The sequence below is a fragment of the Peribacillus sp. FSL K6-1552 genome (genome assembly GCF_038005205.1).
GTDB classification, from domain to species: domain Bacteria; phylum Bacillota; class Bacilli; order Bacillales; family DSM-1321; genus Peribacillus; species Peribacillus butanolivorans.
The window spans coordinates 1,776,726-1,800,926 of sequence record NZ_JBBOST010000001.1; the positions used below are offsets into that span (position 1 = coordinate 1,776,726).

The window sequence follows — 24,201 nt, forward strand, 5'->3', positions numbered from 1 at the left end:
ATGCATATTTCTAATCCGCTCTTTTTTCTATTAATAATCTTTATCGCTGCCGTGATTTTGTTCTATTTTTTCCGGAAGCAATATGAAACGACAACGATTTCATCCAATTTATTATGGGAGCAGGTCCTGAATGAATGGCAAGCTTCCCCATGGCTTCATAAATTGCAGCATAACCTTTTATTCTGGCTACAGATTCTTGTGCTTCTTCTCCTCATGTTTTCGTTAGTCCGTCCCTTTTGGTTTCAAAAAGGAATTCCGGGCGATCACCTTATCCTTATAGTCGACACATCCGCTACAATGAGTGCAAAAGATGGGGAACTTACCCGTTTTGAGAAGGCTAAACAAGAATTGATGGAGATGCTTAAAGAAGTAGATAATCAAGAAGTGACTATCATAGAAGCTGGTCAAAAGCCCATCATCCGTGCTAATCATGAGATTAACCACGCTGTACTGAAAAAACAAACTGAAGCATTAGAGTTAACGTATGATCATGAAAATATTGATAAAGCACTGAAATTAGCGGACTCACTTTCCAACGGAAAAGAAACGGTCATCCATCTTTTTTCTGATAGGGTTGTGAAAGATGACCTTAGCGGGCTATCTGAAAATATACCGATTGATGTACATAATTTCAGTAGTCATAATGACAATCTGTCATTACTTTCATTTGGTACGGCCAACCGCAAAGAAGGCATTACCGGAGTGGCTGTCGTTGAAAATCAAACCAAGAAGGATAAAACCCTCGAATTCCAAGTTACGAATGGAAAAGAAGTTCTTTTTACCAAAAAACTGTCTGTTAAAGCTAATAGTGAGAAAACGGTCGATATTCCAGTACTCAAAGAAAAGCCTTATTACACGGCTTCCATCAATGCGAATGATAATTATTCCGCTGACAACGAAATGACGGCTATTCAATCGGCGATTTATGAAAAGGTTTATGCAGTCGGAAATGTGAATGCTTTTCTCATTAATGCTCTTGAAACAATAGGGCTTGACGTCATCCAACTTGAAGATAAAGAAAAAGTTAGAAAGGATGGGGTTGTGATTGCTCAAGGGATGGAACTAGAAGAACTTGGTTCATATCCGCTGCTATTTGTGAACGAGGCTAAAAAAGGAAAACAAAAATTAACAGAAAAGCTTTTAGGAACGGATGATCCCTTGATGGAGTATGTTCAAACAGAGAAAATTTATATTGAATCAACATCCCCTCCTATCAATAAACAATGGACAAATGTACTCGTAAGCGGCGACTTTCCACTCATTCAAAAAGGAACATATCAAGGCCAACCAATCATTGCCTTGAACTTTTCTGTTGCTGATAGTGATTGGCCGTTGCAGCCGGGTTTTCCAATCTTTTTATATAACTCGTTTCAATGGCTGACACAGCAAACGAATTTTCTGGGGTACTACCAGCCTGGTGAAGAAAAGTGGTTGAACCTTGGGAAAGATACACAAAAACTAGCTATTTTCTCAGAGTCTGGAAATAATCTCAATTCCGTAGACTTACAGAAAGAAGGTTTTAAGGCTCCAAGAAAGCCTAGTACATACGAAGCTATATCAGGAGATCAAGTGTTTTACTTTTCCGTGTTGCTTGACGAACGTGAAAAAAGCATTGTCTCTGCTCCTTCATTCAGTATAAATACAAAATCGACCGATATGAAAGAGGCATCCGATAATAAACAGGATTATTTATGGTATTGGCTAGCATGTGCTGCCCTTCTACTGTTGATGTTCGAATGGGAGGTGTATCGTCGTGGGCGTTGAGTTTACCTATCCGCTTATTTTTTTATTACTCATTCCCTGTGCAGGACTTATTTATTTTTATCTCCTTAAATCACGCAATCAGGCTAAGCAAAAGGAAACGACGGTGGTAGCGGTACTGCGGTCCTTGATCTTTTTACTCATCATCTTAGCTCTGACAGTTCCGCAAATATTATTGCCTCTTAAGGGATCAACTGTGGTTTTTTTAGTCGATCGTTCTGCAAGTGTCAAAGATTCGGAAGCTAAAACGCTCGCCTGGATTGAAAAAAGCACGGAGGAAATGGATAAAGATGATTCGTTTGCGGTGGCTGCATTTGGTGACAGTGCTGTTGCCGAGCAGGCAATGACGACAAAACATTCATCCATTACTCAATATAGTGGCAAAGTTGATGAAGATGCAAGCCGTTTAGAGTCTGGAATTCAGTTTGCCTCATCGCTTATTCCGAGTCACTCAAGCGGCAGGATTGTGCTTTTTTCGGATGGCAATGAAACTTCCGGCAATGCCGTGGAAGGGGCAAAATTACTAAAGAACAAAAACATCGAACTCGATGTGGTCCCTTTAATTGAGGAGGCTGGCGAGGACATTGCTCTCAGGAATTTAACGATACCTCCTTCCTTATATCAAGGAGAAAAAACGGAGCTCTCTTTAGAAGTGGATAGTAATTCAGCAAAAAAAGCGACGGTTCGTATTTCACTGAACGATCAGGAAATTATCAAAAAAAACGTGGATGTAAAGGAAGGGTCCAATTTATACACATTTAACCATACTGCAGATGATACAGGTTTACAGGTATACAAAGCTGAAATCATTGCCGAAAAGGACACCTTTACGGAAAATAATCAGCTACAGGCGATTACGAAAGTAAAAGGGACGCCAAAAATTCTTATTGTCGAGGCAGAAGGGACCGGTCGGATTGAAAAAATTCTGAAAGGAAGCGGACTGATTGTTGAGACGACCGTACCAGAAAAGTTGCCGACTACATTATCTGGCTTTTTACAGTATCAATCGATTGTGTTTAACAATGTTTCCGCAACCTCTGTCTCGGAAAATCAGATGAAATTAATCGAACAATCCGTCAAGGAATTCGGCAATGGGTTCGTGATGACTGGAGGAGAAAATAGTTTCGGACTTGGAGGGTATTTCAAGACTCCAATTGAGCATCTGCTACCAGTGGACATGGATATCAAAGGAAAAAAAGAAATGCCTTCGCTCGGATTAATGATTGTTCTCGACAGGTCAGGCAGTATGGTTGGCAACAAGCTTTCATTAGCAAAAGAAGCCGCGGCCCGGTCCGTAGAGCTTTTACGTGAGAAAGATACCTTCGGGTTCATTGCCTTTGATGACCGCCCTTGGGAAATTATCGAAGCCGGTCCACTCACGGATAAGGAAGAAGCCATGGGGAAAATCCGTTCGCTTGCTCCAGGAGGTGGTACGGAAATCTACAGTTCTCTTGAGATGGCGTATAACAAGTTAATGGATGAAAAGTTACAGCGTAAGCATATTATTTTGTTGACGGACGGTCAGTCAAATACTTCTAGCGATTATGAAGCATTAATCGAAGACGGGAAGGAAAAGAACATAACACTTTCAACGGTGTCCATTGGCAGCGATGCCGATAAGAACTTGCTCGAGGACTTGGCTGAATTCGGAACGGGGCGTTTTTACGATGTCACGGATGCCTCCTTAATTCCAAGCATTTTATCACGTGAAACGGTGATGGCGAGCCGTACATATATCGAGGACAATCCGTTTTATCCATCCATACAGGATACTCCTGAATGGAATGGCTTGTTTAATGATGGAGTACCTAAGATGAATGCATACATCGCGACAACGACGAAACAGCGTGCTTTCCTGCCGTTGGTCAGTGAAAAAGATGATCCAGTCCTCGCTCAATGGCAATATGGAATGGGGACGACGGTGGCCTTCACCTCGGATCTAAGTGGCAAATGGTCTGGCGATTGGCCTGCTTGGGGTAAGTGGGGCTCTTTCCTCAATCAATTGGTCACAATCACGCTTCCTAAATTCGAAAGTGAGCCATATACTCTTACACAGGAAAATAGTGGTGAAGAAACCGTGATTATGCTAGAATCAGCCTCACAAAACAACCTGCCTTTATCTGCAAATGTGGTTTCGGAAAATGGACAAATAGTTGATGCGAATACAAAACTCGTTGCTCCCGGGAAATATGAAATTATTATTCCGAAGCAGTCTGGTATGTATTATATCAGTGTAAAACAGGAAAACAATGAGGGTGGTACGAACCTGTATCAAACAGGTTTCACTGTGCCCTATTCAGAAGAGTACCTGCAGCAAGGTCTAAACAAGTCGCTTATCAAGGAATTGTTGGCTGTTTCGGGTGGCCAGGAGTTGAAAACGGAGGCTCAGGCATTCCGTGATTTACAGACCACATCCAGACAAAAGCAAAGCATTAGCCATTGGCTTCTCTTAACGGCGTTCCTACTTTTATTTGTAGAAATTACAATACGGCGTTTTGGCTTGCATAGAGTTATGCACCTATTTGCAGGAATTCCTAAAAAGACAGGAAGTAAATCATTAAAATCGGCTGAAACAGTCAAGAAACTGAAAACTGTGCAAGAAGCGACACATAAAACACGTATAACAGGAAAGGCAAACCTGAAATCAGAGTCTAATAATCAATCTGTAAGACCAGTGACAGAACGCATGAAACAGAACCAACCTGAAAAGAAATTATCCGAATCAGAACGAGAGAGCCAGATGAAACGCCTTCTGGAAGCGAGAAAACGAAAAAAATAATGCTTTCCAAACAAGTGGTAAGGAGTTTAGCTTGACATCAAATAGGCAACGCTATACAATATAAACTTGTAAAGGGTTTTCACTTAACAGCAGGGAGGCTTGCTAAGATGCTTGAAAAGACAACGCGGATTAACTATTTGTATGACTTTTACCAATCGTTGTTAACAGAGAAGCAGCAGAGCTATATGTCCCTCTACTATCTGGATGATTACTCTCTTGGGGAGATTGCCGATGAATACGAAGTGAGTAGACAGGCAGTCTATGATAATATAAAAAGAACAGAAGCAATGCTTGAGGAATACGAAGCAAAGCTATTGTTATTTCAAAAATTTCAAGAGCGTAACCAGTGGATTGCGAATATGAAGGAACTCATAGAAAAGGAATCCTTTTCAAAAGAGAAGCTGCTTGACGCAATCACAACGCTTGAGAAGTTGGATTAGGAGGCGGCAATATGGCATTTGAAGGATTGGCCGACCGACTGCAGAGCACGATGCAAAAGATCCGCGGAAAAGGGAAGGTCAACGAAGCAGACGTTAAAGAAATGATGCGTGAAGTTCGATTGGCCCTACTTGAAGCGGACGTTAACTTTAAAGTCGTGAAGGAATTTGTAAAGCGTGTAAGTGAACGTTCGGTAGGCCAGGAAGTGCTAAAAAGCTTAACCCCCGGTCAACAGGTAATTAAAGTAGTTAAGGAAGAATTGACGGAGCTGATGGGCGGCGAACAGAGCAAGATAGCCGTTGCCTCGAAACCACCGACTGTCATTATGATGGTAGGGCTTCAAGGGGCAGGTAAAACGACAACCACCGGAAAGCTTGCCAATCTTCTTAGAAAAAAATACAACCGCACGCCATTGCTCGTTGCGGCTGATATTTACCGTCCGGCGGCGATTAAGCAGCTTGAAACACTTGGCAAACAATTAAGCATGCCTGTTTTTTCCCTTGGGGATCAGGTCAGTCCTGTAGAAATTGCCAAACAGGCGATCGAAAAAGCGAAGGAAGAACATCATGATTATGTGTTGATTGATACCGCAGGTCGTCTTCATGTTGATGAAAACCTGATGGGCGAACTGAAAGATATCAAAGAATTGACCAAACCGGATGAAATCTTCCTCGTTGTTGATGCGATGACCGGGCAGGATGCTGTCAATGTGGCCCAAAGCTTTAATGAGCAGCTTGGCCTGACTGGGGTCGTATTAACGAAACTTGATGGGGATACACGTGGTGGTGCGGCACTTTCGATTCGTTCAGTTACCAACACGCCGATTAAATTCGTCGGTATGGGTGAAAAATTGGATGCACTTGAAGCATTCCATCCAGAACGGATGGCTTCAAGAATCCTCGGTATGGGTGATGTATTAACCCTTATCGAAAAAGCACAGGCCAATGTAGATGAAGAAAAAGCGAAAGAATTAGAGAAAAAGATGCGTACCGCTACTTTTACCTTTGATGATTTCCTTGAGCAGCTTGGTCAGGTGCGTAATATGGGACCGCTTGATGACATTTTGAAAATGATTCCTGGTGCGAACAAGATGAAAGGGATGGATAACCTTCAAATCGATGAGAAACAGATCGGTCATGTTGAAGCTATCATCCGTTCAATGACAACGCAGGAAAAGGAACATCCAGAAACCATGAATGCGTCCCGCAAAAAACGGATTGCCAAAGGAAGCGGCAGATCTATTCAAGAAGTGAACCGTTTACTAAAGCAATTTGAAGAAATGAAAAAGATGATGAAACAGGTTACAAACATGCAAAAAGGGAAGAAAAAGGGATTCAAATTCCCGTTCATGTAAGGTTTATTTTAGGTCGAAACGAGGCGTAAATACAGGCTGAAGCCATGTATTTCAACACTTTTTTTACCTGTTAAGAAAAAAACCTTTACAAACATACAAGACATTTGATATTATACTATCTTGTGTGAAACTATTCGGAGGTGCTTATTTAAAATGGCAGTAAAAATTCGCTTAAAACGTATGGGAGCTAAAAAATCTCCTTTCTATCGTATTGTAGTTGCAGATTCTCGTTCACCACGTGACGGACGTTACATTGAAGTTGTAGGAACTTATAACCCGGTGACTCAACCAGCTAAAGTTGACATCAACGAAGAGCTTGCTCTTAAATGGTTACAAGATGGAGCTAAACCATCTGATACAGTTCGTAACTTATTCTCAACACAAGGCATCATGGAAAAATTCCATGTTGCAAAAAACAGCAAGTAATCGACGGTAGTTGATGAAAGCTTTAATTGAAACAATTGTTTCAGCACTTGTGGATTATCCGGAAGAAGTCATCGTGACTTCGAAGGAAGAGTCCGACCGAATTGTTTATGTCCTCTCCGTTCATAAAGAAGACATGGGCAAGGTCATCGGTAAACAAGGGCGTGTTGCTAAGGCGGTTCGGACTGTGGTATATGCAGCAGGATCCTCACAGCAGAAGAAAATCTATTTGGAGATTTCCGAATAAGGAGGGCTAATACCCCTCCTTTTTTTGTACTTCAAGAAAGTTGAATTCCGACTTTAATCATATTCAAATACGACTCGGAGTTTAAACTTTACGCCTTTTTAAGACGCATCTTTTACCGATTTACGTTATACTTAAGAGAATGACCCCCATTTTTCAAAAAGATTACCCTATCATACATATTTTTTGAATGAAATAAGAAATCATAGATAATAGGAGGTGCTGGAATGAAAATTCTCCAAAATGTAATCGTTAACCAAGTATTAACGGAATCCAGCAAGAATCAGCTCCTCGAGAAGTACAAATCAAAACGTCTACAGCTTCAAAAAGAGAGTGAACAGCTTCGTTTTGAACTGAAAAAACTTGAAAAAACTAGGAACCTTCAGCCCGCTAGTCTCCGTGCTCATTTTGAAAAAGAAATAAACCAAAGGCAAGAAAAAATCAAACTGCTTGAATTTCAAATGGAACAGTTGGAAATCCTTCCTACTGGAAGCGAACTGAAGGAACGGGAAGTTCAAAGTATCATTGAGGTAGAAATTGGGGCAGATTGGGACGAACTTATGACAACGAAGACTATTGTCATTAAAGATGGAATCGTCTCGGAAATTCGTTAGAGGTGAAAGAATGGAAAATTGGTTTAATGTAGGTAAAATTGTCAACACACATGGTCTTTTAGGTGAAGTCCGTGTTATTTCATCAACAGACTTTCCGGAAAAGCGTTTCAAAGTAGGCAATACGCTGTATTTATTTAGAGAAACAGAGAAAAAGCCTTTGCCACTTATTATCAGGTCGCATCGCAACCATAAAAACTTTAACTTATTGACGTTTGAAAACTACTACAACGTCGGTCAGGTCGAGGCTTTCCGGAATGGAGTCTTGAAAATTAAGGAAGCTCAGCTAGGTAAATTGGATGAAGGTGAATTCTACTTCCATGAAATCATCGGCTGTTCGGTGTTTACAGATGAAGGTGTAGAAATAGGGGAAATCATTGAGGTTCTAACGCCGGGCGCCAATGATGTTTGGGTCATTAAGAAAGCTGGCAGTAAGGATATTTTAATTCCATATATTGATCAAATTGTGAAAGAAGTAGATATATCTGCTAAAAAAGTTATCATCACACCGATGGAAGGGCTTTTAGACTGATGAAAATCGATGTACTTTCGCTATTTCCAGAAATGTTCGAAGGGGTATTTGGCTCGTCAATTTTAAAAAAGGCCGCAGAAAAACAGGCTGTCAGCTACAATGTGACCAATTTTCGTGATTATGCAGACAATAAGCATTCGACAGTAGATGATTATCCGTATGGTGGCGGTGCAGGGATGGTATTGAAGGCACAACCCATTTTTGACGCCGTAGAAGCCCTTAAAGGGCACGCTGAGCAAACGCCACGAGTTGTCTTGCTATGTCCACAGGGAGAGCGTTACACGCAGAGAAAAGCTGAAGAGTTTGCGAAAGAAGATCATCTTATTTTTATTTGCGGACATTATGAAGGGTATGATGAGCGCATCCGGGAGCATATTGTCACAGATGAAATATCAATAGGTGACTTTGTGCTTACAGGTGGTGAATTGGGTGCTATGGTTATTATAGACAGCGTTGTTCGCTTGCTTCCGGGCGTGTTAGGAAATGTAGACTCCCCGATTCTTGATTCATATTCTTCTGGTTTGTTAGAGCATCCCCATTATACTAGACCTGCAGATTTCAGGGGAATGAAAGTTCCTGATCAGCTTATATCCGGTAATCATAAAAAAATCGATGAATGGCGGATGAAAGAGTCATTACGCAGGACGTGGAATCGACGACCGGATTTGCTCGAAAGCTATGAACTTTCGGACGTTGAAAAAAAATTATTGTCAGAGATTCAAAAAGAAGACTGATGTCTATTGCATCAGCATCTAGAGTATGATAGGATATACCTTGTGACTTGGGCAAAATGCTCAGTCTTATAACGATGTTCCGCTGCAAACAATTAGTATTTGTAAGAGCGTCCAGGAGGAGTTGAAATCGATGCAAAATCTTATTAACGATATCACAAAAGAACAACTTCGCACAGATCTTCCATCATTCAGACCTGGTGACACAGTACGTGTACACGTAAAGGTTATTGAAGGAACTCGCGAACGTATCCAGTTGTTTGAAGGCGTTGTAATCAAACGTCGTGGCGGCGGAGTTAGTGAAACTTTCACAGTACGTAAGATTTCTTACGGCGTTGGAGTGGAACGTGCTTTCCCTCTTCACACACCAAAAATTGCGCAATTAGAAGTTATCCGTCACGGTAAAGTACGTCGTGCGAAACTTTATTACCTACGCGAACTTCGTGGTAAAAAAGCACGTATTAAAGAAATTCGTCGTTAATTCTTCGAATATCTCTATGCGGGTTTGCCATGATTCACATATGGTGAATAACCAAACAGTATTATGCAAAAAAGGAGCTTGTTTAACAGGCTCCTTTTTTTGCACTTGAAGAAAAAATAATCGCTCATCAGGGTGAAGACTATAAAGAATCCTGCTCGCTATAGCGTCCGCAACATGTTAAAATAATTGTTGATATGCTTTCTAAAAGGGTGGGTAAGGATGACGAAAAAGAAAAATGAATTGTGGGAATGGACTAAGGCGGTCATAATCGCGGTTATAGCAGCCACGCTGATTCGTTATTTCCTCCTGGCTCCTATTGTCGTGGACGGCAATTCCATGATGCCGACATTAAAGGACACGGACCGCATGCTCGTAAATAAAATCTCCTATTCAATTAGTGAACCGAAAAGATTCGATATTATTGTTTTTGAAGCCCCTGAAGGCAAGGATTATATAAAACGGGTCATTGGGTTGCCAGGCGAAAAAATAGAATATAAAGATGATACGCTTTACGTGAATGGAAAAGCCTATGCAGAGCCATACTTGGATGAATATAAAAAGCAGTTGATTGATGGCGGAGCTTTGACAGAACCATTTACATTAAGTGATGTCATAGAACAAGAAACCGTGCCTGAAGACCATCTATTTGTCTTAGGAGATAATCGCCGTTTTAGTAAGGACAGCCGCCATATTGGCGTTGGTGTTGTTCCTTACAATAAGGTGTTAGGTAAAACTAAATTAGTTTATTGGCCGATTGAAGATTTTAGATTGGCGGAATAGTAGGAAGGTTGATTCCATTGACAATACAGTGGTTCCCTGGCCATATGGCCAAAGCAAGAAGGGAAGTAACAGAAAAATTAAAACTGATCGATATCATCTTTGAACTTGTGGATGCCCGGATTCCTGCATCTTCACGAAATCCGATGATCGATGAAATCATACAGCATAAACCAAGGGTTATCCTTTTGAATAAGGCTGATATGGCTGATCCGGTAAAAACCAATGAGTGGCTTGAGTATTATAAATCACAAGGTAAAACGGCAATCGCTATTAACTCACAGGCAGGAAATGGCTTAAACCAGATTACAGCTGCCTCTAAGAAACTTTTGAAAGAAAAGTATGATCGGATGGAATCAAGAGGAATTAAGCCGCGTGCGATTCGTGCTATGATTGTCGGTATTCCGAACGTAGGGAAATCGACTTTAATCAATCGTCTTGCTAAAAAAAACATTGCCAAAACAGGGAATACACCTGGTGTTACGAAAGCACAGCAATGGATAAAAGTAGGAAAGGAATTAGAACTTCTGGATACTCCGGGGATCCTTTGGCCTAAATTTGAGGATCAGGAAGTTGGCTTAAGACTAGCACTAACAGGAGCAATCAAAGATACGATTTTAAACTTGCATGAAGTTTCTTTATACGGCCTTCGCTTTTTGGAAAGAGAATATCCGGATCGTTTGAAATCCCGTTATAATCTGGATGTAATTCCTCAAGAAACGCTTGAACTATTTGATGCAGTTGGAAAGTTCAGAGGTTGTCTAGCATCTGGGGGCTTTATTGATTATGATAAAACCGCAGAATTGGTCGTTCGAGAAATCCGTTCTGAAAAGATGGGGCCGCTCACGTTTGAGCTACCGATAGAAAAAGAAGAAGAAAATACCCCCGAATAACTTCTTTTGAGGTTAGAGAACATAGACATGATTTTTAAAAGGAATGTCTGTGTATAGGGTTGATACGGAGCTGGAGGTAGATATCAAAAGGTTTTTTTCCCTTTTTGATGTCTCTTTTCCGCTCCGTATTTTTGTTTAAGCTGTAGAAATGAAACACGACTGCCGATAATTAAAATGATAGGTGATAAATGATGAAAACTGCCATGAGTATAAAAGAAATCTCTTCAAAGTTAAAAACAGTAAGCGAGCCAGAAGATTCGTTCTTAAAAGAATGTCAGGAGGATGGACGAAAGGGAGTAACAGACTTAGTAAGTAAATGGCAAAGAGCCTATGAAAAAGAGCTACAGGTAAAGAATAATTTTATGAAAATGACGGAGTTTGAACGGGAGTTGCGAAAACAGGGATTTTCAGTTCTTGCCGGTATCGATGAAGTAGGAAGAGTTATATGACTTTAGAAAAGAGTGTCTAACTCAGAAATATATTACCAAAAATTCGTTTGACTAACTATAGATATTTATCTAGAATGAATATAGTTAAGCATCACCTGTAAAGGTGATTTTTTTTATTCAGTGGGGTTGTGCTTTAGGTTCATGGGGAGTAGAACTAATTATTATATTAGTGATAGATATTGATTCTATTGTGATTTTATTATTATTTATTGGAATGTAGATCTTACCTAGTTCCTTGTGCAACAAAGCTATCTTGAAAGAAATGTGGTTTTATTTGTAGTAAAGGTAGAAAGCTATAACTGGATAAATCTGATACTTCATATATAAGTGCGAATGAAGGAGCTACATAGAATAAAATCCATAAATTCATATTGGATTTAAAATAGGTTTAAGCAGTTAAAAGGGGAGTAATGAGGATGATCGTATGTGGAGTAGATGAAACAGGTAGAGGTTCGGCAATTTCAGGGATATGGGTTTCAGCGTGTATTCTTGATCCCGACAAACCTATTGAGGGTTTAAGAGATTCGAAGAAACTTTCTGCTAAACGACGTGAAGAGCTGGCTGAAGAAATTAAACATAAAGCTCTTAGCTGGAGTATCGACATAGCATCCCTTGAGGAAGTAGAAGCACTTAATGTTCTGAACGCAACACTTCTTGCCATGAGAAGGGCCATAGAAGGGTTGCATATTATGCCTAATAAAGTACTTGTCGATGGGAATCAATTACCTAACATCGATATTCCAGCTGAGGCTATTGTGAAGGGTGATGATTTGATTCCTGCCATCAGTGCAGCTTCTATTTTAGCTAAAGTCGAACGGGATAAAGTAATAAGGGAGTTGCACCAGATTTATCCCCAATATGGTTTTGACAAGCACAAAGGTTATCTAACAAAAGGTCATATGTTAGCGTTACAAGAATATGGACCTTGCCCTATCCATCGAAAAACATATGCCCCCATTCGCAAGTTATTAGAGAAACAATTGGAGTTGTTCTAATGGCAAAAAAAGCGTTGTTAAAGAAAACGGTGGTAAAGCAGGTTGAAGAACCATCAAATGACGGCGCTCTAACACTGGATGTTTCTAAGGAGTCCATTATTTCAAGGTCTGCTGCAAGAGAGTATGTGCCTTCTGTAACATACGTAAATTATTATCACGTAAAGGATAGAGGAAAAGAGGTTAACTATACAGTTGATTTCTCTGAATTAGTACGTAAATATCCAAAAAACAAGGCCTTAATTGAGCAACTTATAGCAGGAATGAACGAAATTATAGTACCGAATTGTAGCCGAACAACTATTAAAGGTATTGCTAAAGGAGTAATAGTCTTTCTTGAGTTTCTTAATAGTCAATATAATTTGAGTAATAATTATGTATCCAATGTAAATGACATTAACATATTAGTAGCTAAATCATTTTCTAATTACTTACTGAGTACCTATCCCAAGGATAGTCGTTATCGCAAATGGTTTTCAGCAATTAAACGAATTGTGCAACGATTACAAGAGCTATTTCCTAAAGATCCATCAATAGGAGTGGGTTTTACTTGGCCGCATGGTCCGGGGAAAAGCGAGGGTACAATTGAGGGATATCATCCTAGAGAAATGAAAGAGCTAATTAATGCCTGTAAACAGGATATAAAGCATATCAAGAGTTTTCATCAGGCGTATCTAAGACTTGATGAAGAGCTTGTAACTGAAGATTGGAATTTAGAGAATCTTATGTGTTTTCTTCATTATGGCATGATGAGGAACGAGGAAAGCCGTATAAAGCAAAAGCAATCTAAAAGAGGTTGGATTAAAAGGCTTATACGTAACGCTCCAAATGCTCAGAAAGGAATGGCGGAACTAGGGTACACAATCGAGCAGATACAAGATTTATATATACAAAGAGGATTGGAACTAGCTTCCTGTGGACGATCTCCGTTTGCGACCCGAATTGCTCAACGTCCTGATCAAGACAGAGCCATATCACAATTCAATTTAGCTTTAGGCACATTAAAGAAACGGTTCCCACTTTTCCCTTATTATTTGCCTATTGATGAAGCTAAGGATTTGTTAAATAGCAAGCATCTTGATAACTCTACAATTTTAAAGGCTAAATATCCATTGGCATTCAAGGTTAACAGTGCTGTATCTTATAGTTGTCGTAAAATCAAATTCATGGACGGAACTTTGGGGAAAATGGCGGTTTACGCCGCGAAACACTTTGTAAGCGATACTTTATATCCATTTTTCCTTCTTGCCCTAATAAATACGGGATGGAATGTTGAAAGTCTACTCTCAATAAGTGATGATGTGGATGCACATATAACGCCGGATCTAATAGATCCCGAAAATTATGTAATAATTCACGGAAGAAAAATACGCGGTTCAAATGATAAGGAATTCTTAAAAGTTACACGTCGCTCGAACAAAAACAAGATGTTAGACACTTATCAGCTACTGAAATATGTTGAAAGCATAATTACCCAATATAAGGATAGCCCTTACTACAGGATGGGGTGTTTATGGCAATTTACTATACCCGAATCTCAAAAAGAAATTATTTCATCATTCAATGAACACCCAATCTTTACAGGTGTTAGTAAAAGATTTATCGAGCGTCATAACTTTAAATATTTTTCAGATACAACCGGTGTTTCTCATCCAAAGGTTCGATCTGGGTATGTTTCAATTAAACAACTTTTGGGTGAAACTGAACGAGAACTCGGTGAAGATCTAAGTCAGAATGACGTAGGGTCCATCGATCATTATATATCTGATGAAAGTACCAACCTTATACTTGATTTAACGATAAAAGAGATTCAAAAACAATTTGTTGAAGATCTGACTAATTTGAAAGTTCGGGTAGTGAAGTCAACATCACTTCGATCCCTCCGTAACGCCATCAATGATGCAAAGACGGAGCAAGAGAAGTTGAAACTAATAAAAAAAGAAGCAGTAAAACATTACTTGGATGAAAAAACGATTATACACTTGCTAGATGCAGGTTCGCAAAAATATATTCTCGCTTGTGAAGACGCTATGAACCCATCGTGGCCGGGGTGGAATGATTATGTTGGTGAAGGTAAAAAATGTAGATATTTTAACAAGTGCTCCCTTTGTAAACAAGCTATTGTATTCCCCGAAGCCCTGCCATATATCGCCCGGAGAATTCTAGATTTGGATAAGTTAAAAAAATCACATAGTTCTTCTGATTGGGTACTTAAATACGGTGATGAGTATGATGCATGGAATCAAATTTTAGAATATTGGAACAATGAGGACCAAGTAAAAGATGCATGGGAATTGGCTAGGATGGGTTTTGTAGTTTTACCACAGATAATGAGAGGTGTGTAGAATGGGGAAAAATCTGTATGATCTAGCTATTGACCAAATAACAGAAAAATACAAGGCAGAACTTATGGATGAAGAAATAGACGACGTTAATCCCCAAGTTGAGGAAGAAAAGTTAGATGAAGTCTCTGTTAATTTCTATAGCCTTTCAGAAATCCCATTTGACCAAATACAAGATTTTAAGGTTAGTAAACTAAGCGCCTTTAAAGATATTCTTTGGGATTGGAGACAAGAAGGAAGCCCAATTTATAAAGATGATTGTTTTTTTTCTTGGGACAAAGAAATTTCGGGTGGTGTTTCGCTACTTGCAATTGAAAACAAATACCTATGTCGTTTGCTCAAGATGATAGCATTTTATTCCTTACCTCAAAATGCTTGTTTACAAAATATAAAATCTTTTAATACATCAAAAACAATTTTAAAGCAACTTCAAAGTTTAGGGAAGTTTCTTTATAAACATAGGCTTTTTATTGATATTCAAGGAAATGGGTCTTTTACTAACACTTTTTACTTAACAAAAGAACATTTTTCAGATTTTATCAATAATGATTTGAAGGATCCTGGTGCTATATATAACTTCGTTAAACAAGTTAAACATTGGGCGGGACTATCTAAAAGCAAGTTGATTCCAGTGGATTATCGCCTTAATTTTAAACCATTCGATGACGATATGTATTCAAAACTGGCTAAAAATGCAGAAGATAATAAGGGCGAGTATTTGCCTATTTCAATTGATGCGCTTTCGGAGTTAGTTGCTTATTGCATAAATAATATTGAAAAAAAATCTGTTAAAGTTCTAGAGCTCTACGCTGTCCTTTGGCCCATTATTGCTGGTGGGGAAAGTGCTAAAATCCAGTCCTTCGAATGGGGGAAGGCTATTTACGATTTATTGAAAATGGATTTGGAACTATTAGAAGTTCAAAGCTATAAATTCACGGATTATAGTCAAGTTACTATGAGCAGTGACTTAAATAACAAACTTAGAACTGCCGTTAAGAATCATCCTGAGTGGAATAAGAATAATTCAATATTCACTTCTAATATTTGGAGATTAAAGCAAAGCGAAGTAGTAGATATAGCTTTGGAATTAGGGATTGAATTAGAGAGTGTAGACATTGCTATTGTATATGATGTATTTAAAATTAAGATAAAAGCTATGGAACTTGTAACGGAATTAAGAAATTCATGCGTTGTCATTCTCTTTTTGGTTACGGGAATGAGAAATAGTGAAATGTACCTTCTTGAAGCCGGTAATTGTTGGCAAGTTAAAGGGTCTGAAGATGATTTTCGAATTAGAATAACAGTTTCTAAAACATCCGAAGGTTCTACAGGTGATTCGATAGTTCTTCCAGTACCGGCAATAGCGTATAAAGCGTTTAAATGTTTAGAAGCTCTAACAGAGAAGGCTCGTATATGGGGAAAATCAAAGAAGTTGATGGTTAGTCCTACTTCAAACTTCGGAAAAGAGATTCTTGCTCGAAGTATCAATCAGTTTCTTGGCCGTTGGTGTGAAAATCTTGGAATAGAACACATTCATCCTCATCAGTTTCGTAAAACAATTGCTATGTTTGCAATTTACCAAAATCCGAACAACATCACTGTTATTAGGAGATTATTTTCCCACAAGAGTCTAGCAATGACGCTCTCATATATCGTGAAAATGCCCGGTATGGCTGAAGAAATGAAACTAGCTATTATTGAAAGAAATAAAGAGTTGCTTAGTGAATTACTAGAGGCTTTAGACAAAAAATGTATTGGCGGTATAGCAGGAAACAGGATTAAAAGATTAGTTGATGAATCAACGATATTTAAGGCAAAATTGAATGATGACGGTTGGGAGGGGCTTGAGCAGTATATTCAAATCTTACTACAGGACGGTTTAAACATTTTACATCGAACGTCTTTCGGAGCAATTTGTACAAATACTCATTCTGGATTAGTTCATCTAGCGCCGGAATCTTGTAATTGCAATGTAACGGATTGCAATTGGTCTGTATTCACCTTCAATTCAATAGAAGACCTTAAAGATACAATCAAATTTCATGCTAATTTTATAAAAGATGATCATTGTAGTGAGGGGCAGAAGCGTTTTTCGAACAAAACTATAAGGGATTGTATTGAAAGGTTGTATGAATTAAAAGGAATGGATTACGTAAAAATGTGTTTTCCTGATCTTGTAAGAGGGAATTTCCTGATTTCGGAAGCATGGGGGCATAATTATGGCAAACAAGATATTAAAACATGATGAAGCACTCAAACTAGTTTATTCCGTGATTGCATCGTTACGCGATAGTGGTAAGGAAAAAATAACTATTACAGAGGTAGCTGAAGTCTCTGAAGTTAGTCGTGCAACCATTTACTCGCAACACCCCGATTGGGTTGAAGTACGTGATGTCATAAAAAACAATAAGCCCTCTTCACGTCTCAAATTAGCTTCAACAAAAAATTATGAACAAACCAAGTGGCAAATAGAAGCTCAACGACTTGAAAATGAATTGAGAATTTGCCAAGAAAACTTGGATTTTATAAGTGGGCAGGCTGACAATGTATTCAAGAAACTCCTTGATGAACTTCATAAATATATGTACCTAGCAAAAAAAACTCCTGAACAAATAGAAAGAGAAACCAATACTCTTATCGAGTTAAAAGAACTAAAAGATCGTTGTGAATTCTATGAAGCAGAGATTAAAAGACTAAAAATTGATTCAGGTCGTAATACCAATATGATTCCCTTTGTGAAAAAAGAAATAATTGACGTGTACTCGGAAACTCAAAGAGAAAACATAAGTAATATGGATTTACTTGAGCTAACATACGAAGCTTTATTGAATTTTAATAGCCTGTTTCAAAAAAGTTATCCACCTAATGTTGTTTATGTATTATGCGGAAACTTTGCAAGTGGAAAATCTTCTTGGATTGCAGATCACAAACCACACAATGTAGGTTCCGTAGTATACTTTGATGGAACAAATCATACTCAATCGATAAGGAGAATTATATTGAAGTATATAAGAAACCTAAAATCTGATTGCAAGATTGTGTGTGTAAGAATTTTTTGTGATACGAAAGAGTGTTTAGAAAGAAATGTAAATAAGAGCAGGATTAGACTTAAAACTACTATTCCTAGTGAGTTAATTATTAGGTTTGATGACAAATTTGAAGAGGTTTCGGTAAATGAAGGATTCAATGAAATTGTCATCGGGAGGGCGAGTGATGTCTATATCGGGACGGATTAAAGGAGCTAACAACGTAAAGGCATTTGATGAATTCATTAAGCTACACAATCACCAAGACGATTGGTTCAAGTTTCTTAACCCTAGTAAAGAAAAGTTAAGACGAACACTTATATGTGAAGAGTGTGGCTTTAGTAAAAGTGCGTTGAGACAAAATCCATTGCTTAAAGATATGTTAAAAAACCTTGAGATGGAGTTACTGCAACAAGGGGTCTTAAGAAATAAAACATTGCAGCTTGAAGATCTTAATTATCCTAACAAAAAAGAGTTTGTTAAGTCTTATGACGAAAAATTAATGAAACTAAGAGATAGTATGGATATGGTTGAAAAGATGATTAACTTATACGAATTGGAATTGGAAAGATTGGATTAATCCATTTTAGGTACTGCTTATATTTTCTCATAAGGCTAAAATGTTAAAAAAGTATAGGAGGGTAATATGCATCTTTTTAATACTGATGGCTTGAAAAATACTGATGTATATCCTAGAGATACTATTCCAATCATTTTAGATGATGACTTTCGAGTTATAGAAGGGCCGAGCTATTGGGCAATTGCATTAGCGCAAAAAAGGTCCAGAAGCACAGAAACTCTAAAGCAATACACAACAGTTTTAGCAAGATTCCTTCAATGGAGAGATGATAAAGGGGTTAAAGCAACTAATTGGCAATTGACGGATGAAGATGTAATAAACGCTTATATCGGATATTTAATAAATAATAAAGACATTAAAGGAAGACCAAGTAATAAAACTATTGAGGGTTATATAGCTACATTAAGTTACTTTTTTAAATGGGCAACAGAAAAAGGATATAAACATTATTGGAAAATGGATTTAAAGAAAGTTACCGTTCATATTAAGGGTAGCTCTGCAATGGTTAAAACGCAAAAACAAGTAGAAAAGCGAACACGTATAGGAAATGGGTCAACTACGCATGTTGATCGTGAGGGAGATAAGTTTATTCGCAGAGAAAATATACCCAGAATCGTGGAATTACTTGATGATGTTGTATACGCCTTCATTGTTCTTGTTCTATGGAAAACAGCGTTAAGACCTAAAGAGTTATTCCAGTTACCCTATATGGGTACAGGGTTAAATGCCGGGTTGAAACGTTATCGTGACGAAGAGTTATCAGATCTAAAAGAAATCTTGTTTCGGTTTGAATCAAAAGGAAAAGATAGGGACATCAAGTTTCCAGCCGATGTTTGGGCTGTTATATGCAGAAAATGGATGCCCGAACGGGTTAAACGTGCTGCAAGATACCAGGAAAAAAATAACGGTAAAATGCCGCCAAATAATGCGTTGTTTTTATCTAAGAATGGGTCGGTAGTTACATCCAAAATGCTCCGAGATAACTTTAACAAAGTAGCACAAGATTCTAGGTGTCCAGAGAAGAAAATTACTCCATATATGTTTAGACATGCTTTTGCAACATACTTTATTTTGGATAGTTTAAAACAATATAATATACTAGGAAAAGCTTATGTTTATAATGCAGTAATAGATGCTGAATTGCGTGAATGGATGGGGCATGAGAATATAGATACAACATATAAACACTATGTCCATTTGGTAAATCGTTATTTTCATAATGGATTATTAGATGTTCTTGATGATCCTCTTAACGAAGAAATATTCAAAGCATTAGAAAAATAATAATGATTGTAGTTCAGGGATCAACAAAGCGAACATAATATCTCTAAAACTCCATAAATAATAGCTTTTTCTTACAGAAGGAAAATTTATAGGTGAGGAAAAGGAAAAATAAATAACTTTAATGTAAAGGAGTGAAAAAACTGTATAAGCAGAGTGAATTGTTATCACCTCTTTTTACCTTTTAAGCTGCCATCTTGGCAGCTTTTTTTCTATGGATTTATCCTAGAGATAAGTTAGTAAATCTAAAAATGCCCTAATTAAGCTGATGTATAGAGATGAAAAAATATTTTATTTATAAAAGACCCAGTCTCCCCTTGTTTTTTAATAGACAAATCTAATTTAATTCAAACACCTTAGGCAACTAAGAGAATTAAATCAAGATTGGGGATAAATAAAATGACTGTAAGTAAATCAGAAGGAGAATTGAAATTAATAAATGGTGATGTCTTTAATGAAATTAAAAAAATTGATAGTAATTCTATTCATTTAATCTGTACGGATCCGCCATATTTTATTTCTAGAAAGACGAATTTTAAAAGTAGTGGCGGTGACCAAAAAAAATATGGTTCAATTTCAATGGAATTTGGTGAATGGGATTTAGAAGAGAATAGTTTAAATTGGTTTTCTCTATTACAAGAATTTAAAAGAGTACTAGTTCCAGGTGGGACAATGGTAATTTTTTACGATATTTTTAAAATAAGTGATATATCAAAAGTTGCAGAAAAGCTGAAGTTAAAACAACAAAGAATAGGAATTTGGGAAAAAACGAATCCGGTCCCCATAAATGCGAAAGTAAATTATTTGTCAAACTCAAGAGAATATTTTATTTCCTATACTAAAGGGACGAAAAGAACGTTTAATTCTTATTATGATAGGGCTTCTTATGAAGCACCTATAGTTAGTGGAAAAGTGAGATTTCACCCTTGTCAAAAGCCAGTTGATGTTCTCGAAAAAATAATTGCAACCCATTCTAATGAAGGTGAAACAGTATTAGATTGTTTTATGGGTTCGGGATCAACAGGACAAGCTGCTATAAATCTAAACCGGAACTTTATTGGTTTCGAATTAGATAATACCTACTTTAACAAAGCTTCGAATGCTTTGCATAAAGGTACCTTAAGCTAAATGGTGTTGTTGCTGCTTTAAACCTCCTGAAGACATCGGGGTATCCATCTTGTGAAAAAAATTGACAACTCATGTCTTTAACCATGAACATAACAATTAGAATAAAACACCGTTTCAGGGGTGTTATTATATTAGTATATTCTTTAGCTAATATGTGTAAAACGAGAATGATTTTGATTTATCTATTCCTAGAGTGAGAAAACACTACTTTCCGATTCTAAGCTGGATAGTCCAATCTATTTGTTCAACAAAAAATTGTGGAATGCGTTTTAATAAAATTCTATTGGGCTGGAATTCTTGCCCAATAGAAAACAAATATTTTAAGGAATTTAATAATAAATCCGGGCAGCTTCAGCTAAATATTCAATTAGATGAAGGGCAGACGGATTATTGCTAAACGCAAAAATCTGTCCATTTCAAAAGGGGGTCTCGTTTGCAGTATCCGTATTGAAACTTTGGAAAAAATTATAAAAGTAGTTGACTGAAAACTCTGGAAACATTAATATAAGATTATAAAAATATTATTAATAACTCTTATAACAAGTATTTTTGAAACCTTCAACATCCGTTTTTTAGTATAAACCTTTATTTAAAAGTCAAAAAATTAATAAGGTGAAAAACGGTTATGTCATTTTTAACAACTCTTGTAATAAGTATTATTAATTATATTCTTTTAAATCTCTTTTAAATGTATTTGATTATAAAAAAAAGCAGAGGTGATAACACTCCTAAAAATTTTCCTATTCAAATTCTCTTAAGAACATTAAAAAGAGTTTTAAAAATTTCACCTATAAAATCACAAAAAGATAATTACTAAGGAGGAAAAATATATGTCAAAGGTATTGTTGAATGTAGTGAAACTAAAAAACTACATAAACGGTGAATGGCTTGAAAGTAAAACGACACAATTTGAGGATGTCTACGATCCAGCTAAAAAAGAAGTCATTGCTCAGGTTCCCCTTTCAACCAAAGAAGAGGTAGATTATGCAGTAGAAGTGGCAGCAAAGGCATTTGAAAGTTGGAAAGACGTACCTGTCCAAAAACGTGCGAGAATTTTATTCAATTTCCAACAATTATTACAAAACAATAAAGAAGAATTAGCTCGAATCATTACGGTTGAAAATGGTAAAAATCTTTCCGAAGCTTTAGGTGAAGTAGGACGCGGAATAGAAAATGTGGAGTTTGCTGCAGGAGCACCTATGCTTATGATGGGAGATTCTCTTACTACGATTGCAACAGATGTTGAGATCACAAATTATCGCTACCCAATTGGTGTTGTTGGGGGCATTACACCATTTAACTTCCCAATGATGGTGCCATGCTGGATGTTCCCAATGGCCATTGCGGTAGGTAATACATTCGTTCTTAAACCATCTGAAAGAACACCATTATTAGCTCAAAAATTAGCTGAACTATTTGACGAAGCTGGTCTTCCAAAGGGTGTATTCAATGTTGTTCATGGTGCACATGATGTTGTAAATGGACTTTTAGACCACCCTGAAGTAAAAGCTATTTCATTTGTTGGCTCACAACCAGTTGGAGAATATGTCTATAAGCGTGGAAGCCAAAACCTAAAACGCGTCCAAGCTTTAACAGGTGCTAAAAACCATTCCATTGTTTTAAATGATGCCGATTTAGAACTTGCCACTACAAACATTATTGCTTCAGCTTTTGGTTCAGCCGGTGAACGCTGCATGGCATGCTCTGTTGTAACAGTAGAAGAAGGAATTGCAGATGCATTTCTTGATAATTTAGTAGAAATGGCAAAAGAAGTAAAAATGGGCCACGGATTGGATGAGGGAGTATTCTTAGGTCCAGTTATCCGCGAACAAAATCAACAACGTACATTGGGATATATCCAAAAAGGAATTGAAGAAGGTGCAAAATTAGTATGTGATGGCCGTGAAAATGCACAAGAAGAGGGATATTTTGTAGGACCAACTATTTTCGATGATGTTACAACCGATATGACAATCTGGAAAGATGAAATTTTTGCTCCAGTCTTATCAATCGTTCGTGTTAAAAATTTAAAAGAGGCTGTTGAAACAGCGAATAAATCGGAATTTGCAAATGGTGCATGCCTATATACTTCAAACGCTTCAGCAATTCGTTACTTCCGTGAAAATATCGATGCAGGTATGCTCGGAATTAACTTGGGTGTTCCGGCGCCAATGGCTTTCTTCCCATTCTCAGGATGGAAATCTTCCTTCTACGGAACATTACCTGCAAACGGAAAAGACGGCGTTGAATTCTACACTCATAAAAAAGTCGTTACAGCAAATTATAAAGCGCCATCATTTGAATAAGTTCGATAATAGCTATTATTCTAGTGAATTCAGCTGGGATAATAGCTATTATATACCTATCTTAGGAGTGAAAACAAAAATGAAAATTCAATTTAAAGAGAATAAAGAATTTGACCTAATTGCAATTGGACGAGCATGTGTGGACTTAAACGCCGTTGAATATAATCGCTCGATGGAAGAAACAATGACATTTAAAAAATATGTAGGAGGTTCACCGGCAAATATTGCGATTGGTGCATCTAAATTGGGCTTAAAAGCAGGGTTTATCGGAAAACTTGCTGACGACCAACATGGACGTTTTATCGAGCAATATATGCGTGGTCTTGGCGTAGATACATCTCATATGGTCGTTGATCAAGAAGGACATAAGACAGGTTTAGCGTTTACAGAAATCAAAAGTCCTGAAGAGTGCAGTATATTAATGTATCGAGATGAAGTTGCTGATCTTTATTTATATCCATCTGAGGTAAATGAAGATTATATTAAAAAAGCAAAGGTTCTGCTTGTTTCAGGTACCGCTCTAGCTAAAAGCCCATCACGTGAAGCTGTTTTAAAAGCGATACACTTGGCAAAGAAAAACGATGTGAAGGTCGTCTTTGAAATAGACTATCGCGGCTACACATGGGCATCACCAGAGGAAACATCTGTTTATTATTCAGCGGTAGCAGAGCAGTCCGATATTGTAATTGGTACCCGTGATGAATTTAATGTTATGGAAAACGTGGCAGAAGGTAATAACGAAGCGACAATTACCTATTTATTTAAACAAACTCCTGAATTAATTGTTATAAAGCACGGTGTAGAAGGATCCTTTGCGTATACGAAATCAGGAGAAACATTCAGAGCTAATGCTTATAAAACTAAAGTGTTAAAGACATTTGGCGCTGGGGATTCCTATGCTTCCGCATTCTTATTCTCTTTAATCTCAGGTAAAGATATTGAATCTGCAATAAAATATGGCAGTGCCTCGGCCGCAATCGTCGTTAGCAAGCATAGTTCTTCAGAAGCGATGCCAACAGTAGAAGAAATTGAGAAATTAATCGTCTAAAGATCTTAAATAGCAAGGACATCAT

22 protein-coding genes are annotated in these 24,201 nt (G+C 37.6%); all 22 read left to right on the forward strand.

Annotation, left to right across the window (positions count from 1 at the left end):
• The 22 genes from NST21_RS08615 (at position 1) to iolC (ending at position 24,176) form a co-directional block, all read left to right on the forward strand.
• A complete protein-coding gene (locus tag NST21_RS08615; protein WP_340888690.1) occupies positions 1 to 1,764 on the forward strand; it encodes a BatA and WFA domain-containing protein in 1,764 nt (587 codons plus the stop codon).
• On the forward strand, positions 1,754 to 4,540 hold the full coding sequence (locus NST21_RS08620; protein WP_340888691.1) for a VWA domain-containing protein: 2,787 nt from the start codon (positions 1,754 to 1,756) through the stop codon (positions 4,538 to 4,540). The genes NST21_RS08615 and NST21_RS08620 overlap by 11 nt, the downstream gene beginning before the upstream one ends.
• Positions 4,541 to 4,647: 107 nt before the next feature.
• Positions 4,648 to 4,980: a putative DNA-binding protein gene (locus NST21_RS08625; protein ID WP_056526708.1), complete on the forward strand. Its 333-nt coding sequence runs from the start codon at positions 4,648 to 4,650 to the stop codon at positions 4,978 to 4,980.
• An 11-nt stretch (positions 4,981 to 4,991) separates the two neighbouring features.
• Complete coding sequence (gene ffh / locus NST21_RS08630; protein ID WP_053345298.1) at positions 4,992 to 6,332, forward strand: signal recognition particle protein; 1,341 nt, start codon at positions 4,992 to 4,994, stop codon at positions 6,330 to 6,332.
• 153 nt (positions 6,333 to 6,485) lie between these two features.
• Positions 6,486 to 6,758: a 30S ribosomal protein S16 gene (gene rpsP, locus NST21_RS08635; RefSeq protein ID WP_053345299.1), complete on the forward strand. Its 273-nt coding sequence runs from the start codon at positions 6,486 to 6,488 to the stop codon at positions 6,756 to 6,758.
• Between the two features lie 13 nt (positions 6,759 to 6,771).
• Positions 6,772 to 7,002, forward strand: a complete 231-nt coding sequence (locus NST21_RS08640; RefSeq protein ID WP_053345300.1) for a KH domain-containing protein — start codon at positions 6,772 to 6,774, stop codon at positions 7,000 to 7,002.
• 224 nt (positions 7,003 to 7,226) lie between these two features.
• On the forward strand, positions 7,227 to 7,613 hold the full coding sequence (locus NST21_RS08645; protein ID WP_053345301.1) for a YlqD family protein: 387 nt from the start codon (positions 7,227 to 7,229) through the stop codon (positions 7,611 to 7,613).
• A 10-nt stretch (positions 7,614 to 7,623) separates the two neighbouring features.
• On the forward strand, positions 7,624 to 8,142 hold the full coding sequence (rimM, locus tag NST21_RS08650; protein WP_053345302.1) for a ribosome maturation factor RimM: 519 nt from the start codon (positions 7,624 to 7,626) through the stop codon (positions 8,140 to 8,142).
• A complete protein-coding gene (gene trmD / locus NST21_RS08655; RefSeq protein ID WP_056526714.1) occupies positions 8,142 to 8,876 on the forward strand; it encodes a tRNA (guanosine(37)-N1)-methyltransferase TrmD in 735 nt (244 codons plus the stop codon). Before rimM ends, trmD begins: the two co-directional genes overlap by 1 nt.
• Before the next feature lie 130 nt (positions 8,877 to 9,006).
• Positions 9,007 to 9,354 carry a 50S ribosomal protein L19 gene (gene rplS, locus NST21_RS08660; protein WP_053345304.1) on the forward strand — a complete coding sequence of 116 codons (348 nt, stop codon included), beginning with the start codon at positions 9,007 to 9,009 and terminating at the stop codon, positions 9,352 to 9,354.
• A gap of 219 nt (positions 9,355 to 9,573) precedes the next feature.
• On the forward strand, positions 9,574 to 10,134 hold the full coding sequence (gene lepB / locus NST21_RS08665) for a signal peptidase I (RefSeq protein ID WP_053345305.1): 561 nt from the start codon (positions 9,574 to 9,576) through the stop codon (positions 10,132 to 10,134).
• Between the two features lie 17 nt (positions 10,135 to 10,151).
• Positions 10,152 to 11,024: a ribosome biogenesis GTPase YlqF gene (gene ylqF, locus NST21_RS08670; RefSeq protein WP_053345306.1), complete on the forward strand. Its 873-nt coding sequence runs from the start codon at positions 10,152 to 10,154 to the stop codon at positions 11,022 to 11,024.
• A gap of 191 nt (positions 11,025 to 11,215) precedes the next feature.
• Positions 11,216 to 11,473, forward strand: coding sequence for a hypothetical protein (locus tag NST21_RS08675; protein ID WP_340888692.1), 258 nt, complete (start codon positions 11,216 to 11,218; stop codon positions 11,471 to 11,473).
• Positions 11,474 to 11,889: 416 nt separating this feature from the next.
• Positions 11,890 to 12,468: a ribonuclease HII gene (gene rnhB / locus NST21_RS08680; RefSeq protein WP_340888693.1), complete on the forward strand. Its 579-nt coding sequence runs from the start codon at positions 11,890 to 11,892 to the stop codon at positions 12,466 to 12,468.
• On the forward strand, positions 12,468 to 14,810 hold the full coding sequence (locus tag NST21_RS08685) for a hypothetical protein (protein WP_340888694.1): 2,343 nt from the start codon (positions 12,468 to 12,470) through the stop codon (positions 14,808 to 14,810). Before rnhB ends, NST21_RS08685 begins: the two co-directional genes overlap by 1 nt.
• Before the next feature lies 1 nt (position 14,811).
• On the forward strand, positions 14,812 to 17,052 hold the full coding sequence (locus tag NST21_RS08690; protein ID WP_340888695.1) for a tyrosine-type recombinase/integrase: 2,241 nt from the start codon (positions 14,812 to 14,814) through the stop codon (positions 17,050 to 17,052).
• Positions 17,027 to 18,043 carry a hypothetical protein gene (locus tag NST21_RS08695; RefSeq protein ID WP_340888696.1) on the forward strand — a complete coding sequence of 339 codons (1,017 nt, stop codon included), beginning with the start codon at positions 17,027 to 17,029 and terminating at the stop codon, positions 18,041 to 18,043. The genes NST21_RS08690 and NST21_RS08695 overlap by 26 nt, the downstream gene beginning before the upstream one ends.
• Positions 18,021 to 18,413 carry a hypothetical protein gene (locus NST21_RS08700; RefSeq protein WP_340888697.1) on the forward strand — a complete coding sequence of 131 codons (393 nt, stop codon included), beginning with the start codon at positions 18,021 to 18,023 and terminating at the stop codon, positions 18,411 to 18,413. Before NST21_RS08695 ends, NST21_RS08700 begins: the two co-directional genes overlap by 23 nt.
• Before the next feature lie 66 nt (positions 18,414 to 18,479).
• Positions 18,480 to 19,697, forward strand: coding sequence for a tyrosine-type recombinase/integrase (locus tag NST21_RS08705; protein WP_340888698.1), 1,218 nt, complete (start codon positions 18,480 to 18,482; stop codon positions 19,695 to 19,697).
• A gap of 396 nt (positions 19,698 to 20,093) precedes the next feature.
• Positions 20,094 to 20,822, forward strand: a complete 729-nt coding sequence (locus NST21_RS08710; RefSeq protein WP_340888699.1) for a DNA-methyltransferase — start codon at positions 20,094 to 20,096, stop codon at positions 20,820 to 20,822.
• A gap of 830 nt (positions 20,823 to 21,652) precedes the next feature.
• A complete protein-coding gene (locus tag NST21_RS08715; RefSeq protein ID WP_445670494.1) occupies positions 21,653 to 23,128 on the forward strand; it encodes a CoA-acylating methylmalonate-semialdehyde dehydrogenase in 1,476 nt (491 codons plus the stop codon).
• A 79-nt stretch (positions 23,129 to 23,207) separates the two neighbouring features.
• Entirely contained in the window at positions 23,208 to 24,176 is a 969-nt protein-coding gene (gene iolC, locus NST21_RS08720) for a 5-dehydro-2-deoxygluconokinase (RefSeq protein ID WP_340888701.1), read from the forward strand.
• Positions 24,177 to 24,201: the final 25 nt, after the last annotated feature.

What these genes read in the sequence shown, in the direction of transcription:
- NST21_RS08615 (WP_340888690.1), top strand. Translation starts at nt 1, where the DNA reads ATGCATATTTCTAATCCGCTCTTTTTTCTATTAATAATCTTTATCGCT.
- NST21_RS08625 (WP_056526708.1), top strand. Translation starts at nt 4,648, where the DNA reads ATGCTTGAAAAGACAACGCGGATTAACTATTTGTATGACTTTTACCAA.
- ffh (WP_053345298.1), top strand. Translation starts at nt 4,992, where the DNA reads ATGGCATTTGAAGGATTGGCCGACCGACTGCAGAGCACGATGCAAAAG.
- rpsP (WP_053345299.1), top strand. Translation starts at nt 6,486, where the DNA reads ATGGCAGTAAAAATTCGCTTAAAACGTATGGGAGCTAAAAAATCTCCT.
- NST21_RS08640 (WP_053345300.1), top strand. Translation starts at nt 6,772, where the DNA reads ATGAAAGCTTTAATTGAAACAATTGTTTCAGCACTTGTGGATTATCCG.
- NST21_RS08645 (WP_053345301.1), top strand. Translation starts at nt 7,227, where the DNA reads ATGAAAATTCTCCAAAATGTAATCGTTAACCAAGTATTAACGGAATCC.
- rimM (WP_053345302.1), top strand. Translation starts at nt 7,624, where the DNA reads ATGGAAAATTGGTTTAATGTAGGTAAAATTGTCAACACACATGGTCTT.
- trmD (WP_056526714.1), top strand. Translation starts at nt 8,142, where the DNA reads ATGAAAATCGATGTACTTTCGCTATTTCCAGAAATGTTCGAAGGGGTA.
- rplS (WP_053345304.1), top strand. Translation starts at nt 9,007, where the DNA reads ATGCAAAATCTTATTAACGATATCACAAAAGAACAACTTCGCACAGAT.
- lepB (WP_053345305.1), top strand. Translation starts at nt 9,574, where the DNA reads ATGACGAAAAAGAAAAATGAATTGTGGGAATGGACTAAGGCGGTCATA.
- NST21_RS08675 (WP_340888692.1), top strand. Translation starts at nt 11,216, where the DNA reads ATGAAAACTGCCATGAGTATAAAAGAAATCTCTTCAAAGTTAAAAACA.
- rnhB (WP_340888693.1), top strand. Translation starts at nt 11,890, where the DNA reads ATGATCGTATGTGGAGTAGATGAAACAGGTAGAGGTTCGGCAATTTCA.
- NST21_RS08685 (WP_340888694.1), top strand. Translation starts at nt 12,468, where the DNA reads ATGGCAAAAAAAGCGTTGTTAAAGAAAACGGTGGTAAAGCAGGTTGAA.
- NST21_RS08690 (WP_340888695.1), top strand. Translation starts at nt 14,812, where the DNA reads ATGGGGAAAAATCTGTATGATCTAGCTATTGACCAAATAACAGAAAAA.
- NST21_RS08695 (WP_340888696.1), top strand. Translation starts at nt 17,027, where the DNA reads ATGGCAAACAAGATATTAAAACATGATGAAGCACTCAAACTAGTTTAT.
- NST21_RS08700 (WP_340888697.1), top strand. Translation starts at nt 18,021, where the DNA reads ATGTCTATATCGGGACGGATTAAAGGAGCTAACAACGTAAAGGCATTT.
- NST21_RS08705 (WP_340888698.1), top strand. Translation starts at nt 18,480, where the DNA reads ATGCATCTTTTTAATACTGATGGCTTGAAAAATACTGATGTATATCCT.
- NST21_RS08710 (WP_340888699.1), top strand. Translation starts at nt 20,094, where the DNA reads ATGACTGTAAGTAAATCAGAAGGAGAATTGAAATTAATAAATGGTGAT.
- NST21_RS08715 (WP_445670494.1), top strand. Translation starts at nt 21,653, where the DNA reads ATGTCAAAGGTATTGTTGAATGTAGTGAAACTAAAAAACTACATAAAC.
- iolC (WP_340888701.1), top strand. Translation starts at nt 23,208, where the DNA reads ATGAAAATTCAATTTAAAGAGAATAAAGAATTTGACCTAATTGCAATT.